At 53.1% G+C, this 16242-nt stretch carries 14 protein-coding genes; 7 read left to right on the forward strand and 7 right to left on the reverse strand.

The genetic code is table 11. The features are described 5' to 3' along the window. Positions 1-27 precede the first annotated feature (27 nt). The 7 genes from DUT67_RS10885 to DUT67_RS10915 all read right to left on the reverse strand — a co-directional run bounded on the left by DUT67_RS10885 (position 28) and on the right by DUT67_RS10915 (position 7626). A complete protein-coding gene (locus tag DUT67_RS10885; RefSeq protein ID WP_048260121.1) occupies positions 28-486 on the reverse strand; it encodes an SgcJ/EcaC family oxidoreductase in 459 nt (152 codons plus the stop codon). Between the two features lie 231 nt (positions 487-717). Then, complete coding sequence (locus tag DUT67_RS10890) at positions 718-1710, reverse strand: bile acid:sodium symporter family protein (RefSeq protein ID WP_113627503.1); 993 nt, start codon at positions 1708-1710, stop codon at positions 718-720. A 146-nt stretch (positions 1711-1856) separates the two neighbouring features. Beyond that, a complete protein-coding gene (locus DUT67_RS10895; protein ID WP_113631980.1) occupies positions 1857-2903 on the reverse strand; it encodes an oxidoreductase in 1047 nt (348 codons plus the stop codon). A 116-nt stretch (positions 2904-3019) separates the two neighbouring features. After that, positions 3020-3952 carry an arabinose operon transcriptional regulator AraC gene (gene araC, locus DUT67_RS10900; protein ID WP_048260125.1) on the reverse strand — a complete coding sequence of 311 codons (933 nt, stop codon included), beginning with the start codon at positions 3950-3952 and terminating at the stop codon, positions 3020-3022. Between the two features lie 65 nt (positions 3953-4017). Continuing rightward, entirely contained in the window at positions 4018-5004 is a 987-nt protein-coding gene (araH, locus tag DUT67_RS10905; protein ID WP_113627505.1) for an L-arabinose ABC transporter permease AraH, read from the reverse strand. 18 nt (positions 5005-5022) lie between these two features. Further along, positions 5023-6546: an L-arabinose ABC transporter ATP-binding protein AraG gene (gene araG / locus DUT67_RS10910; RefSeq protein ID WP_113627506.1), complete on the reverse strand. Its 1524-nt coding sequence runs from the start codon at positions 6544-6546 to the stop codon at positions 5023-5025. A 96-nt stretch (positions 6547-6642) separates the two neighbouring features. Further along, the gene (locus DUT67_RS10915; protein ID WP_048260129.1) at positions 6643-7626 is read right to left on the reverse strand and encodes an arabinose ABC transporter substrate-binding protein; all 984 of its coding nucleotides are present in this window, start codon (positions 7624-7626) and stop codon (positions 6643-6645) included. A gap of 373 nt (positions 7627-7999) precedes the next feature. Between DUT67_RS10915 and DUT67_RS10920 the strand changes: the two genes are divergently transcribed. The 7 genes from DUT67_RS10920 to rsxD all read left to right on the forward strand — a co-directional run bounded on the left by DUT67_RS10920 (position 8000) and on the right by rsxD (position 16232). Then, entirely contained in the window at positions 8000-9685 is a 1686-nt protein-coding gene (locus DUT67_RS10920; protein WP_113627507.1) for a ribulokinase, read from the forward strand. Positions 9686-9721: 36 nt separating this feature from the next. Further along, positions 9722-11227: an L-arabinose isomerase gene (gene araA / locus DUT67_RS10925; protein ID WP_113627508.1), complete on the forward strand. Its 1506-nt coding sequence runs from the start codon at positions 9722-9724 to the stop codon at positions 11225-11227. A 274-nt stretch (positions 11228-11501) separates the two neighbouring features. Continuing rightward, entirely contained in the window at positions 11502-11717 is a 216-nt protein-coding gene (ydgT, locus tag DUT67_RS10930) for a transcription modulator YdgT (RefSeq protein ID WP_113627509.1), read from the forward strand. Between the two features lie 225 nt (positions 11718-11942). Beyond that, positions 11943-12524, forward strand: coding sequence for an electron transport complex subunit RsxA (gene rsxA / locus DUT67_RS10935; protein WP_011093834.1), 582 nt, complete (start codon positions 11943-11945; stop codon positions 12522-12524). Next, positions 12524-13102, forward strand: a complete 579-nt coding sequence (gene rsxB, locus DUT67_RS10940) for an electron transport complex subunit RsxB (RefSeq protein ID WP_048260136.1) — start codon at positions 12524-12526, stop codon at positions 13100-13102. Before rsxA ends, rsxB begins: the two co-directional genes overlap by 1 nt. After that, positions 13095-15176, forward strand: coding sequence for an electron transport complex subunit RsxC (gene rsxC, locus DUT67_RS10945; protein WP_113627510.1), 2082 nt, complete (start codon positions 13095-13097; stop codon positions 15174-15176). The genes rsxB and rsxC overlap by 8 nt, the downstream gene beginning before the upstream one ends. Next, the gene (gene rsxD, locus DUT67_RS10950; RefSeq protein WP_113627511.1) at positions 15177-16232 is read left to right on the forward strand and encodes an electron transport complex subunit RsxD; all 1056 of its coding nucleotides are present in this window, start codon (positions 15177-15179) and stop codon (positions 16230-16232) included. Positions 16233-16242: the final 10 nt, after the last annotated feature.

Here is a 16242-nt window from a genome sequence, read left to right on the forward strand (position 1 = left end):
GAATTTGTTACAGATAAGCTACAGAGATCAACTACTCGGATTCGCTGAGGAATGATGCGTGGTAATCAACCATTGTTTGCCGTTCCAAGCGTAAGTATAGGTATAGCGTGCTTTGGCTACGCTACCATCACCGAATGTGAAAGTGTACGTTCCGGTATCAACAGCCTTATTACAACCGATCCGTATTGTGCTAGTGTCAATCTTACCAACTGGTTTTTTTGCCAAAAAATGTTCAAAGTAATCAATGCGCTCTGCGTCAGTCGTCCGCGGTTTATCGGACAGCGTCGGCAGCAGCACCGCGTCTGACGCATAGTTTTTCGCAACCTTCTTCGCATCACCGGTTTGTAGCGAGGTATTCCAACGGTCAAATAACGATGCAATCTCTTTTTGACTGGTTTTTACACACTCCATATGTTGAGCGGCCTGCACAGATGCGGAAGCCAACGTCCCTAACATCGCTAAAGTTAACACCGTTTTTTTAAACATATTTCCCTCGATCTCAAATAATAATTATCATCAACTGCATCCTGCTCTATCGACAATGAATCTTGATGAGCCGGTATTGTTATAACGTAACGGATCGAGAAAGTGATACACTTTAGAAACTATCACTGTAATAGATTATTTAATCTGTTTCTAAGCAGTCACAAATGACAACGCCCCCGAACTGTATGAGGTCGAGGGCGTTATTTTATATAGCGAGAGATCGATAATGTCTTACTGATGAGGTGTCTCTTGTTCCTTGTTTAACCGTTTGGCATAGCGCTGTGCTAGCGCGGCGCACACCATTAGCTGAATTTGGTGGAAGATCATCAGCGGCAGCACCATCGCACCAACAGCCGCGGCGGGGAACAGCACATTTGCCATCGGAATCCCGTTCGCCAGACTCTTCTTCGAACCACAGAAAACAATGGTTATTTCATCAGCGGTGTTAAAGCCAAGCTTGCGCGCAACCAGCGTATTCACCACCAGCACAATGGCTAACAGGACTATCGAGCAACCGACTACCGCCAGCAATGACCACCCGTTGATCTGCCCCCAAATCCCCTGCACGACCGCTTCGCTGAAGGCGACATAAACCACCAGAAGAATCGATGACCGGTCAGTAATATTAATCAGCTTACGGTTACGCTCGACCCACTTGGCAATCAGCGGACGAGACAGGTGCCCAATAACGAAAGGCACCATTAATTGCATGATGATTGAACCGATAGCATGCAGCGTATCCGTTTCTCCCCCCTGCGTATGCATCAACAAACCGACCAGAATCGGTGAGAGGAACACGCCTAAAATGCTGGATGCTGAAGCACTACAGATCGCCGCCGCCACGTTACCGCCAGCCATTGAGGTATAAGCAATCGCCGACTGTACCGTTGCGGGTAGCGCACACAGGTAGAGGAAGCCAAGATACAAGGTTGGCGTCAGCACCACTGGCGACAGTAGGCTCATGCCCATTCCCAGCAGCGGGAACAGAATAAACGTGCTGGCAAACACCACGAGGTGCAAACGCCAGTGCCCCATACCGGTGGTAATCGCTTCACGCGAGAGCTTCGCACCATGCATAAAGAACAGCAGAGCAATCGCCGCCGTTGTCAGATATTCAAAGAAAACCTTCACGGTGCCTTCAGCAGGAAGAATCGATGCCGTCACCACGACCAAAATCAGAACCAATAAAAACTTATCAATGCGTAACCGTTGTAACCACCCCATGCCCGACACCTTTCCCCTAGCCTTAGCCTAATTAACGCCCTAACAATACGGGCGATCCGGAGATCGCCCAAAACGGCAGTCTACGGCGATCCTAAGATCGCCTATTTAAACAAACCGTTAACTATCTGGAATAAAACGCGGCAAATCTAGTTATTTTTCAGCGTGACGGCTTTTTTCTGCTCGTGAGACAGCAGCCCCAGTTCGATCAGTTCCATTACCTGAATCGCCTGATGCACGCTGACGGGGTTTTCGCCTTTACCCGTCAGCGCATCGCGCACTGCCGCATAGTAAGCCGGATAATTACCCGGAATCGTGGCGATCGTTTGCTCCGCCGTGATGCCATCGCGAGACAGCGTCAGCACGCCATCGTGTTTATCCTGCCCCCAGTCGGCCAGCGGTGGACGTTCACCCGCTTTCAGGCGATCTTCCTGTGGGTCAAGACCGTATTTTACAAAGCTGCCGCGTGTGCCATGCACGATATAGCGGGCAGACGCCGCCGCCACCAGCATGCTGGCGTGCAGGACAACCCGGCGCTGTGGGTAAATCAGCGTCGCGTGGAAATAATCAATTGCCTTACTGCCAGGCCTCAACCGTGCCATATCTACCTGAATCGCCACCGGCAAGCCAAACAGCTCCAGCGCCTGATCCAGCAAGTGCGGCCCAAGATCGTACCAAATCCCGCTGCCTTCGCTGCCGTCTTCACGCCAGCGCTGGCGAACCTCGGGGCGGAAGCGATCGAAATGCGATTCCATATACACCACATTTCCTAACGTTCCCGCCGCCAGCAGCTGTTTCAGCGTCAGAAAATCGCTGTCCCAACGGCGATTATGGAAAACAGAAAGCACTTTTCCGACGCGTTCGGCAATCGCACTCAGATCGCATGCTTGTGACAACGTCACGGTGAAAGGTTTGTCGACGACGACATGCTTGCCTGCTTCCAGCGCCTGTTTCGCCAGCGGGAAGTGTGTGTCATTGGGGGTAGGAATAACAATGAGGTCAATATCGGGATCGTTAAATAATGTCTGCGGGTCTTTCTCCACCCGCAGATTTGCCCAATCCGCATGCACTTTTTCAGCATTGCTGCTGGACACGGCCACCAGCTCCATACCTGCCGTACCTGCAATTAACGGCGCGTGGAATGTCTTACTGGCATAACCGTAGCCCAGCAACCCAACACGAACGGTCTCACTCATGACAATTCCCCTTAGCTTATTTTGACTTTGTGATTTCTCACTCAGTATATACCCGTCATCCGCCAGATTGCAGAGAGGGATAATCACCAGGGGAATCTAGCGCGATTTTATGTTCGTTAACCGCTCACGGCATTGGGTATGCGCTCTCCCCATGCCACGGGCAGCGTTTTGGCCGCCGGATAGTTGATTTCACTGCTGCGGCGACGGAAATCACTGGGGCTGACGCCGACCCGCTTACGGAACACGCGTGAGAAATAGAGTTGATCGTCATAACCCACCACGCGACCAATGTTGGCGATAGATTCCTGCGTCGTCTGCAATAACAGCTTTGCGCGAATCACACGCTGATCTTCACGCCAGCGCAGAATATTAATGCCCACCTGCTCACGGAACAGATGCGCCAGCCGCGACGGCGACAGACAAACGTGTCGTGCGACTTCATCAATACGCAGTTCTCCGGCCAGATTGCTGGTAATAAACTGGCAGGCCTCAATCACGCGTGGATCCATGATCTTTTGCGGACTCTGCGGATCTTCTTCCATCGCTCTGAGCAACAGACGCTCCAGCAGATTCATGCCCAGTTCCTCCGAAAAACGCCGTCCTGAACGCTGCGTCTGCTCGATATTGGCAAACAGTCTGTCGAATTCCAGCAACAGTTGGTTATTCGGCAGGCTCATACGCCCGATGCCGCTGCTTTTGGTATGCCATTCCAACCAGTCAGCCCAGTAGGCACGTGGCCGAAAATAGACCCAGCGGTGATACCAGCAGTCGCTGCCCGATGAGCGGCCATAGAAATGCTTCGATTTAGGCGGAAACAGCAGCAGATCGCCAGGATTACAGAAAAAGGTCTCATCGCCATCAAAGACCTGCCCCTGTCCTTTCATGGTGAGATTAATGATGTAGCCTTTCATCCCATCAGGACGATCGATAAAGAAGTCGAGCGGCCCTTCAGCCAGAATCGGCGTTAGACCAGCCACTAGGTAAGCGTTGAACGAATATCCTGGCAGCAGAGGATTAGGCTGAGATTCATGCGCCATACGGTGATACATCAGGCCTCCGATACACGCTAGTAATGATAAGACGCGGCAGGATGACTAGCCTGCCGCACGGGCATTTATACCGTTTTCTTCGACAGTTGTTTGTAGCGGTCGAAGATAACCGCCGCCAGCAGAATCAGGCCACGCACCACATATTGGGCAAACGGAGAGATATTCAGCAGGTTCATCGCATTCTCTACCGTACCTAAAATCAGTACCCCAGCCACTACGTAGGAAATTTTACCAATCCCGCCTTTCAGTGATACGCCACCCAGCACACAGGCAGAAATGACGATCAGCTCATACCCGATGGACGTCATCGGCTGGCCGCTGGTCATACGCGACGCCAGAATGATTCCCGCCGCAGCGGAGACCAGACCGGACAAGGCGAAAATGATGATCTTCGTACGCACAACCGGCACGCCGGCCAAACGCGCAGCCTCTTCATTACCCCCAATCGCCAGCGTATTACGACCAAACGTGGTCTTGTTCAGCAGCAGGCCAAACAGAATCATACAACCGATGGTGATCCAGATTGGCGCAGGCAAGCCCAGCCAGTTGGCATATCCCAGAGCGAAGAAACGCTCATCTTCAATCCCTACCGCTTTACCATCGGAAATAATGTACGCCAGACCACGCGCAATCTGCATCGTTGCCAATGTTGTAATCAGCGCGTTGATCTTCAAGCGGGCAATCACGAAGCCGTTAAGCAGACCGAAAGCCACACCCAGCAGCAGACCGGCACCGACGCCGATCCACAGACTTTCACTGATATTAATCACCACCGCCGTCGCGACCCCAGCACAGGCGATAATCGAAGCCACCGACAGGTCAAAATCACCGGAAGCCAGACAGAACAGCATCCCGCAGGCCACCATACCGGACATAGAAATCGCCAGCCCCAGCCCTTTCATATTGATAAATGAGGCGAAGTTTGGGACAAAAATCGCACAGCCAAGAAACAGCACGGCAAAAACCACCAGCATGCCGTAGTTATCCCAAATGCGGGACAGTCCCATACCGTTTTTCTTCTTTTCTGAGGTTGCAGACGTAACCGTTGACATTGTTTTGCTCCTTCGCGGTCAGGCAACCGCAGATTCGATATCGGGGGTTCGTAACATAGCCAGACTGAGCACCTTCTGCTCCGTGGCATCGGCATGCAGCAGTTCGCCGGAGACGGCACCTTCGCGCATGACGATAATCCGGTCGGCTAGCCCAAGCACTTCTGGTAAATCGCTGGAGGCAAATAGCACCGCGATCCCCTGATTCGCCAGTTCATAGATGACATGATAAATTTCGTGCTTCGCGCCGACGTCGATACCGCGCGTGGGTTCATCGAGCAAAATGACCTTCATCTCTTCGGACAGCCAGCGGCCAAGAATGGCTTTCTGCTGGTTTCCGCCGGAAAGATTCATAATTAGCTGTTCATCGGACGGCGTTTTGATGTTCAGCGCTTCAATACGCTGCGACGCGTTATCCACTTCCCACTGATTATTAATAATAAAACCAGCTTTCAGGCTCTTACGTCTTGCGCTTATGTTGATGTTGTCACGCACCGAGTGCACCGGAATGATGCCATCGGCTTTGCGATCCTCTGGGCAGAGCATGACACCCTGGCGAATCGCATCGATGGGGGAATTCACCACCAGCGGTTTGCCATCCAACAGCACCTGACCGCTGGTGATTTTGGTCGCACCAAACAGCCCTTTCATCAGTTCGCTGCGGCCCGCTCCCACCAGACCAAATAGCCCGACAATCTCCCCCTGCTTCACGTTCAGGGAAATCGTGGATTTCACGCCCGGCGCTTTTACCTCTTTCAGCGTCAAGCGATCCTCGCCGTGCGGACGCGGGGCATAGCCATAGATATCCCCAAGGTTACGCCCAACCATCGCCTGTACCAGCGACTCATGGTTCACCTGTTGCATATCGTCAAACGTGCACACATAGCGGCCATCTTTAAACACGGTAATGGCATCGCTCAGTGCAAAAATTTCTTCCATCCGGTGCGAAACATACAAAATGATCCGGCCTTCACTGCGCAATTCCGTAATCACCCGGAAGAGCTGCTCGATTTCACGGGCAGACAGCGAGCTGGTCGGTTCATCAAAAGCAATAATCTTGGCATTACGCGCTAGCGCTTTGGCGATTTCCACCATTTGCCATTGCCCGATTGACAAGTATTTCAGCGGGGTATCAGGATCGATATCCAATCCCAGATGCTGTAATTGCAGTTTGGCTTCATAGCGCAGCAGTGAATAGTTCACCATGCCGTATTTATGCGGCAGTTGGCCCAGATAGATGTTCTCGGCGACCGTCATTTCCGGCACCAAATGCAGTTCCTGGTAAATGATGGCAACGCCCGCATTCAGGGCATCCATCGTATTACTAAACTGCACAGGTTTGCCCTGAATGTGGATTTCGCCCGCTGACGGTGAATAGTTGCCGCTCAGGATTTTTAACAACGTCGACTTGCCCGCCCCGTTTTCCCCCATCAATGCATGGATCTGGCCGGCATGGCAGGAAAAACTGATATCCGAAAGCGCCTTAACACCGGGAAATTCTTTACCGATCCCATGAAACGACAAATAGGGTGACTGTGCTGTCATGTCTGTTTCCTCATAACGATACAGGTAGAGCGCGGATAACCTCGACCAGCATCATGCTGACCGGCGTTATCCGCATCTTTACGAAATCAGGCGAGATTACATCAGGCCTTTTTTCTCCAGTTCGACCTTAAAGTTGTCACGAGTGATCAGCACCACGTCGGTCACTTCGGTGAATTTCTCCGGTTCGACGCCTTTGGTGACCCAGTCATTCAGCATCTGGATACTCTTGTAGCCGTGAATATCCGGGCTTGGCAGCAGTGAGCCAAAGAAGCCCGTTGCCTGACCTTTAGACAGTTCGCTCACCGCATCCACGCCGTTGATACCGATACCAATAACGTTTGCTGCTTTAAAGCCCTGTCCTTCTGTCGCACGAACGCCACCCAGTACGGTGTTGTCGTTCATACCGATAATCAGCCAGTTTTTCACGCCAGGATGCTGAACCAGCATGGAGTTAGCGGCATCAAACGCACCGGGGATATCGTTGGATTTGGTTGGCACACGATAGATCTGTTTTTCTGGGAAGCCAGCGGCCTTCAGCGCATCCATGGAGCCAGAAGTACGACGGCGAGCGGTGTCCAGCTCATCAGCAGTAATCGCCATCACAGCGGTTTCATCCACTTTCCAGCCACGCTTGTTCATTTCTTTATACAGTTCCTGACCTTGACGCTCACCAATTTTGGTGGCCGCCATCATCACCAACGGCACTGTATCCATTGGTTGACCTTTAGCGTTCACGAACTGGTCATCAACCGCGATCACTTTCAGGTTGTAGCTACGTGCTTTTGCAATAATGGCCGGCCCCAATTTTGGGTCTGGGGTACAAATAACAAACCCTTTCGCCCCGCTGGCCGCTAGGCTATCAATCGCGTTCAGGGTTTTTTCCCCATCAGGCACCGCAATTTTTATCACATCAAAACCAAGATCTTTTCCTGCCTTATCCGCGAACTTCCATTCGGTCTGGAACCAGGGTTCTTCCGGCTGCTTAACCAGAAACCCCAGCTTTAAGTTCTCTGCCATAGCTGATTGTGACATAACAGCGGCTAACCCGATTGCTGCCAGCGCCTTAGTGAATTTATGCATGATGTTCTCCGGTGTAATTATCTTTTCATTCGCCAGCGACGCTGAAGCGAGTTCGAGTTCCTGGTAAGGTATTTCCGGTCCGGATAAAGGAAAAACACAGACTTAGCGTGATTCCTTTACTCAGTAGCATTCAGACGCTTTATGTTTTAGCCGTTATTACCGATAAGAATATAGAGCGCTATCACAGTCCGGAACAATGACAGGTTTGTGCATACATTTAGCAAATTTAACCAATCATTAACCTTTGACCGGCTTCACAAAATGGCTGCTCGCGACAGAAAAATACATACTTCCAGCTAACCACTCCTAACCGCCTCTCGTTATCCCTGCCTATCGTAAACACCAACGATCTGGGATTAATGAGGAGCAAAGCATGAGCGCGGGCGCTATTACGATTGGTCTCGACTTTGGCAGTGATTCGGTACGCGCCTTAGCCGTTGACTGCCAAAGCGGGAAAGAGCTGGAAACAGAAGTGGTCTACTACCCCCGCTGGCGTGAGGGTAAATATTGTCAGCCTGCCAACAACCAGTTCCGACATCATCCGCTGGACTATATCGAATCGCTGGAACAGGCGATCAAAGTGGTGGTCTCTCGCCTGACGAACGACCAGCGGCAGAGCATCATGGGTATTGGCGTGGATTCAACCGGGTCAACGCCCGCTCCCATTGATGAACAAGGCCAGATCCTGGCGCTGCGCCCCGAGTTTGCCAACAACCCCAATGCGATGTTCGTGCTGTGGAAAGATCACACGGCAATAGAAGAAGCGGATGCCATTAATGCGTTGTGCCGCAGCGGTCAGTTCCCCGATTACACCCGCTATATCGGTGGTGTTTACTCATCCGAATGGTTCTGGGCCAAAATCCTGCATGTATCGCGCGAAGATGCAGTAGTGTGTCAGGCGGCCGTTTCCTGGATAGAACTGTGCGACTGGGTGCCCGCCCTGCTTTCCGGTACACAAGCGCCTGCCGACATTCGTCGTGGCCGGTGCAGCGCCGGACATAAATCACTCTGGCATCCGAGCTGGGGTGGACTCCCCCCGAAAGATTTCCTATACGCGCTCGATCCTTGCCTGACAGAGACATTACAGTACCCACTGTTTACCGATACCTGGACCGCCGAACAGTCGGTCGGCACCATCACCGCAGAATGGGCGCAGCGGCTCGGCATCCCTGAGACGGTCACGCTTGCAGGCGGCGCGTTTGACTGCCACGTCGGTACCGTCGGTGCGGGCGCACAGCCTTATACATTGGTCAAAGTGATTGGCACCTCCACCTGCGACATTCTGATCGCTGATGAAGAGCGCATTGCTGACCGCACCATCGCCGGTATTTGTGGGCAAGTAGACGGCAGCGTCGTCCCCGGCTATATCGGCCTCGAAGCCGGACAGTCCGCCTTTGGCGACATGTATGCTTGGTTTGGCAGGCTGCTGGGCTGGTCGTTACAGGAAGCGGCGAAAGATCATCCTGAACTTAAAACGTCACTACAGGCGATGGAAGCCAAGCTACTGGAAAGGCTTACCCGCAACTGGGCGGACAACCCTACGCTGGATCACCTGCCTATCGTGCTGGACTGGTTTAACGGCCGCAGAACGCCGTTCGCCAACCAGCGCTTAAAAGGCGTGATTACCGATCTGAATCTGGGCACCGATGCCCCTACGCTGTTTGGCGGTTTCATTGCCGCTACCGCCTTTGGCGCACGCGCAATTATGGAATGCTTTGAAGAACAAGGTGTCCCCGTCGAAAACGTGCTGGCGCTGGGCGGCATCGCGCGGAAATCCCCCGTCATCATGCAGGTGTGTACCGATGTAATGAATCGTCCCTTGCAGATCGTCGCATCCGACCAGTGCTGTGCGCTTGGCGCTGCGATCTTTGCCGCCGTCGCCGCTGGCGTTCACGTCGATATCCCAACCGCACAACAGCATATGGCCAGCGGCATAGAACGCACGTTGATGCCAGACAGCCAGCGCGTTGCCCGCTATCAACAGCTTTATGAGCGCTATCAGCAGTGGTGCCGTCTCGCGGAACCAGCCTATAGCCCAACGTCTACGGCAAAAAACTAATTTTTATCCCTCTGGGGATCACGTACAGGAGTCATCATGGATCATTTTAAGCAGCTTGAAGTCTGGTTCGTCATCGGTAGCCAGCATCTCTATGGGCCGGAAACGTTGCGTCAGGTAAAAGAGAACGCGGAAAAAGTCGTTGCGGGTTTGAATCAACAAGCCAATCTGCCGGTTAAGCTGGTGCTAAAGCCGTTGGTGAAAACACCAGATGAAATTCTGGCACTGTGTCGCGATGCCAACTACCAGGATAACTGCATCGGCCTGCTAACCTGGCTGCACACCTTCTCTCCGGCAAAAATGTGGATTGGCGGCCTGAGCGTACTCAGTAAACCACTACTGCAATTCCATACCCAGTTCAATGCCGAAGTGCCGTGGGATACCATGGACATGGATTTCATGAACCTGAATCAGACGGCGCACGGCGGACGCGAGTTTGGCTTTATCGGTGCCCGGATGCGCCAAGCGCATCAGGTGGTGGTCGGCCACTGGCAGGATAAGAACGCGCATGTTCGCATCGGCAAATGGATGCGTGTTGCCGCTGCCATTCAGGAAAGCAAACAGCTGAAGGTCGCGCGCTTTGGCGACAACATGCGTGAAGTCGCCGTCACCGAAGGTGATAAAGTCGGCGCACAGATTCAGTTCGGCTACTCCGTCAGTGCCTGGGGACTGGGCGATTTAACCGCCGTGGTTGATGCCGTCTCCAAAGGCGATATTGATGCACTGATCGAAGAGTATGAAACCAGTTACCAGTTGACGGATGCGGTGAAACTCAACGGGGCTAATCGTCAGAACCTGCTGGATGCAGCCCAGATCGAACTTGGGATGAAGCGCTTTCTGGAACAAGGCGGCTATCACGCATTCACCACCGATTTTGAAAATCTGTACGGCTTGAAACAACTACCGGGTCTGGCGGTACAGCGTCTGATGCAGCAAGGCTACGGTTTCGGCGGTGAAGGCGACTGGAAAACCGCCGCGTTGCTGCGCATCATGAAAGTGATGGCCGGCGGTTTGTCGGGCGGGACATCCTTTATGGAGGACTACACCTATAACTTCCAGAATGGTAACGATCTGGTCGTCGGTTCCCACATGCTCGAAGTCTGCCCTACCATTGCGAAAGAGCAGAAGCCGATTCTGGATGCACAGCATCTTGGTATTGGCGGAAAAGCCGATCCTGCTCGTTTGATATTCTCCACGCCTGCCGGACCGTCTCTCAACGCTAGCGTGATCGACATGGGTGACCGTTTCAGAATGTTGGTTAATCTGGTCGATACCATTGAGCAGCCACATCCGTTGCCAAAATTGCCGGTTGCTCGCGCCATCTGGAAAGCGCAACCGTCGCTGGAAGTGGCGGCCGAAGCCTGGATTCTGGCGGGCGGTGCACACCACACCGTCTTTAGTCAGGCATTGGATCTCGACCATATGCGGCTTTACGCCGAGATGCAGAACATTGAACTGCTGGTGATCGACAACGAAACCCGACTCCACGAATTCAAAGATGCTCTGCGCTGGAATGAGGTGTATTACAAACTTTGTAGTCGCTAATTCCACGCTTTGGGGCAGATTGTGTATGGATCTTTCATCCGTACACAATCTGCCCCTTTATAGGCATTAATCGTTCCTACTCTCTGGTGTGTTATCACTCCGCCATTCGGCGTAGCCTTAAAAGTCGGTTATTTTCCTGTCAATTCATTATTTTTCATTTTCATTCGTTTGTTGTTGAAAAATAAGCGTAGTTTATTACTTCCCCCTCTAGACAGGCTTTCTTGCTTGAATATACTTAGTCATCTCAACCACATAACTATTAGACCAATTCACCATGACCGCTCATGACTATTTGCTTAAATTCAGGAAAGTCAGCTCAACAGAAAGTCTGGAAAAACTCTTTGATCATCTCAATTACTCTCTGACCGATAGTCAGGAAATCATCAACATGTATCGTGCAGCTGACCATCGGCGGGCTGAATTAGCATCCGGCGGGCGCTTATTCGATCTCGGCTGTGTGCCAAAATCTGTTTGGCATCACGTTCTGTAGTGATAAATAGCTATCGGTGAAAAAAGAATAGTTATGCAATAATCACCTTCCGGGCTATGGCTCAGAACGCACTGCGCGTTGCTGTTTGATAGCCCGGCGTTTCTCTTATTAAGAGAGCCAGATCCTCCGCTCCTTGAAGTAGACGGCTATACCCCTACTTTGGGTATGTTGTCGAAAACCCAACAATGCCTGATAATAGTCCGGTTTTGTTTTCTAGGCACCGTAATGACCGAATACGCATTGCTCTTTGTTAGCATCCTTCTGGTAAATAATTTCGTCTTAGTGAAGTTTCTTGGGCTGTGCCCCTTTATGGGCGTGTCCAAAAAACTAGAGACGGCGATTGGCATGGGAATGGCGACCACGTTTGTGATGACGCTGGGCTCCATGTTTTCCTGGCTGATCAACGAATTTATTCTTGTCCCGCTCGATATTCTCTATTTGCGCACCATGGCTTTTATTCTGGTGCTCGCCGTGGTGGTGCAGTTCTCCGAGATGTTCGTGCGCAAAGTTAGCCCAGAGCTGTATCGCCTGCTGGGGATTTTCCTACCGCTGATCACCACCAACTGTGCCGTACTTGGCGTCGTCTTGCTCAACATCAACCTGTCGCACGGTTTCCTGCAATCGACGATTTATGGTTTTGGCGGTGCCGCAGGCTTCTCGCTAGTGATGGTTCTTTTTGCCGCCATCCGTGAACGCCTCGCCGTGTCAGACATTCCGGCGCCGTTCCGAGGTTCTTCGATTGCACTGATCACCGCTGGCCTGATGTCTCTGGCATTTATGGGCTTTACCGGACTGGTGAAATTCTGATGACCGCTATCTGGATCGCCATTGCGGCATTAAGCGCACTCGCGCTGGCGTTCGGCTTGGTGCTTGGCTACGCCTCACGTCGTTTTGAAGTCGAAAACGATCCGATCGTGGAAGAAGTGGAAGCCATGCTGCCACAGAGCCAGTGTGGCCAGTGCGGTTACCCTGGCTGTCGGCCTTACGCCGAAGCGGTGGCGCTAAATGGTGAAAGCATTAATAAATGCGGCCCCGGCGGTGAAGCGATGATGTTGAAGCTGGCTGAAAAGCTCAACGTCGACCCGCAGCCGCTGGAAGGCGATGCTGATATTCAAGCGCCTGCACGTCATGTTGCCTGGATCGATGAGAGCAACTGCATCGGCTGCACCAAGTGTATTCAGGCCTGCCCGGTTGATGCCATCATCGGCAGTACCAAAGCGGTACATACCGTCGTCAGCGATTTATGCACTGGTTGCGATCTCTGCGTTTCCCCTTGCCCCACGGACTGTATCGAATTACGGCCCATCGCTCCGACTCCCGCTAACTGGAAATGGGATCTCGATACGATTCCAGTACGCGTTATTCAAGTAGAACGACATGCTTAAGCTGTTTTCCGCCTTTAGAAAAGACAGGATCTGGGATTTCGACGGAGGCATTCATCCGCCGGAAATGAAGACGCAGTCCAGCCAGACGCCACTACGCCAGATCTCGCTGCCAGAACAGTTCATTATTCCGCTCAAGCAGCATCTTGGGCCGGAAGGCGAAATCTGTGTCAGCATCGGTGAGAAAGTGCTGCGTGGCCAGCCGTTGACGCGGGGAAAAGGCCGTACACTGCCCGTTCACGCACCGACATCGGGAACCGTGAACGCGATTCGCCAGCATACGACGGCGCATCCTTCTGGCCTGACCGAACTCAGTATCATTATCGTGCCTGACGGCGAAGATCGCTGGTGCGAGCGACAGACCTATGCGGATTACCGCGCGCAGAGTGTCGATACCTTGCTTGCCCACCTGCATCAGGCGGGCATTGCGGGTTTGGGCGGCGCAGGCTTCCCTACTGCAGCTAAATTACAAGGCGGGATGCGTGGGATTGAAACCCTGATTATCAACGGCGCAGAATGCGAACCCTACATTACCGCCGACGATCGGCTCATGCAGGAGTGTGCCGATGAGATTATTCAGGGCGTCGAGATTCTGTCATTCCTGTTGCAGCCGAAACGCATTCTGATCGGAATCGAAGATAACAAGCCGGAAGCCATCAGTTCTCTGCGGTTGGCCTTGGGCAAACGCAGCGACATGCAGTTGCGCGTCATCCCTACCAAGTATCCGTCAGGCGGTGCCAAGCAGCTCACCAAAATTTTGACTGGCAAAGAAGTCCCGTTCGGTAAACACTCCGCCGCGATTGGCGTGCTCATGCAAAACGTCGGCACGGCCTACGCCATCAAACGCGCCGTGATCGACGGTGAACCGCTCACTGAGCGCGTAGTGACACTGACCGGTGAAGCCTTGCGCCAGCCCGGTAACGTGTGGGCGCGGCTGGGGACGCCAGTACGCCACCTGCTCAAACAGGGTGGATTCCACGTCACTAAACAGCCGATGGTGGTGATGGGTGGCCCATTGATGGGCTTTACTCTGCCGTCGCTGGACGTGCCTATCGTCAAAATTAGCAACTGCCTGCTCGCGCCGTCACATTCGGAAATGGAGCCGGTTGCCGAGGAACAATCCTGTATTCGCTGTAGCAAATGTGCCGATGCCTGCCCTGCGGGTCTCTTACCGCAGCAGTTGTACTGGTTCAGTCGCGGACAAGAACACGAAAAAGCCCGTAATCATCATCTGTTCGACTGTATCGAATGCGGTGCTTGCGCTTACGTCTGCCCCAGCAATATTCCGCTGGTGCAGTACTATCGTCAGGAAAAGGCCGAGATTCGGGCCATTGACGAAGACGCACAGCGTGCCGCGCAGGCCAAAGTGCGTTTTGATGCCAAACAGGCTCGTCTGGAACGGGAAAAGGCCGCGCGTGAACTGCGCCATAAACAAGCTGCAGCTGGCGTATCCAACAGTGACAAAGACGCCGTTCAGGCCGCATTGGAGCGCGTGCGGCGCAAACAAACTGGAGAAGCCGAGATCGGTTCGCCCATCACGGTAATCCCTGATGCGCAGCCGGATAACAGTGCGGCCATTGCTGCGCGTGCCGCACGTAAAGTATTAGTACGTGAAGAACGGGTGCGAGAGAAAGAAGCTCAACAAGAAACACCTGCGGCTGATGTTATGCCTGACGAGCTTGATCCACGTAAAGCCGCCGTAGCGGCTGCTCTTGCACGCGTTAAAGCCCGCAAGGCTGCACAGCAGTCCGAATTAAATACGACAGAGGCAGTGTTATCAGCCGTTCCCGATATAGCAGCGGAACCCACCGCGGCCGTTGAAGTACAAGAGCCGGAAGATCCACGTAAGGCTGCCGTTGCCGCCGCTATCGCTCGCGTTAAAGCTCGTAAAGCCGCGCAGCAGCCTGCAACCAACGTAGAAGTAACTGCTCCGGTCGTTTCCGAGACAACATCAGAACCGATCGCGGCCATTGAAGTACAAGAGCCGGAAGATCCGCGTAAGGCTGCCGTTGCCGCCGCTATCGCTCGTGTTAAAGCCCGTAAGGCCGCGCAGGCATCGTTACATCAAGAGGAATAAATGGCTTTTAGAATTGCGAGTTCACCGTTCACACATAACCAACAGCGCACACAGCGCATCATGCTGTGGGTTATTCTGGCCTGCCTGCCGGGCATGCTGGCGCAGGTCTATTTCTTTGGCTACGGCAACTTGATTCAGGTCGGGCTGGCGTCTGCCACCGCGCTTATTGCGGAAGGCGTGACACTGTCACTGAGGAAGTTTGCGGTTCGAACTACCCTGGCTGATAATTCCGCGTTACTGACCGCTGTGCTGCTCGGAATCAGCCTACCGCCGCTCGCGCCGTGGTGGATGGTGGTCATGGCAACCGTCTTCGCTATCATTATCGCCAAACAGCTGTATGGCGGATTAGGGCAAAACCCCTTTAACCCCGCAATGATTGGCTATGTCGTGTTGCTAATCTCTTTCCCTGTCCAGATGACGAGCTGGTTGCCACCCGAGCCACTGCAAACCATCTCGATCAGTTTCCATGATGCGCTCGTCATCATTTTTACCGGACACACGCCTGACGGGCATACCATGCAGCAACTGATGCACAATGTTGATGGCGTGAGTCAGGCCACCCCGCTGGATACGTTTAAAACCAGCTTACGCTCTGGTCAGACGCCGCAAGCCATTCTGCAACAGCCGATGTTTGCACAATCGTTGTCTGGTATTGGCTGGCAGTGGGTTAATATCGGTTTTCTCATCGGCGGGCTGTTCTTGCTGATGCGCGGCACGATTCGCTGGCATATTCCAGTCAGTTTTCTGCTGTCGCTGATGTTCTGCGCCCTGCTAAGCTGGCTCATCGCGCCGGATAAATTTGCCCCACCGATATTACATCTGTTGTCCGGTGCGACCATGCTCGGCGCATTTTTCATCGCTACCGATCCGGTAACGGCATCAACCACGAACCGGGGCCGTCTGATTTTCGGTGCGTTGATTGGGTTACTGGTGTGGCTCATTCGCACCTATGGCGGCTACCCAGACGGCGTAGCCTTTGCCGTTCTACTGGCGAACATTACTGTGCCGCTAATCGACTATTACACCAAGCCACGCGCTTACGGCCACCATCGCTGAGGAGACGCCC

It is taken from the genome of Pectobacterium peruviense (assembly GCF_003312355.2).
In the GTDB taxonomy this organism is placed as follows: Bacteria; Pseudomonadota; Gammaproteobacteria; order Enterobacterales; family Enterobacteriaceae; genus Pectobacterium; species Pectobacterium peruviense.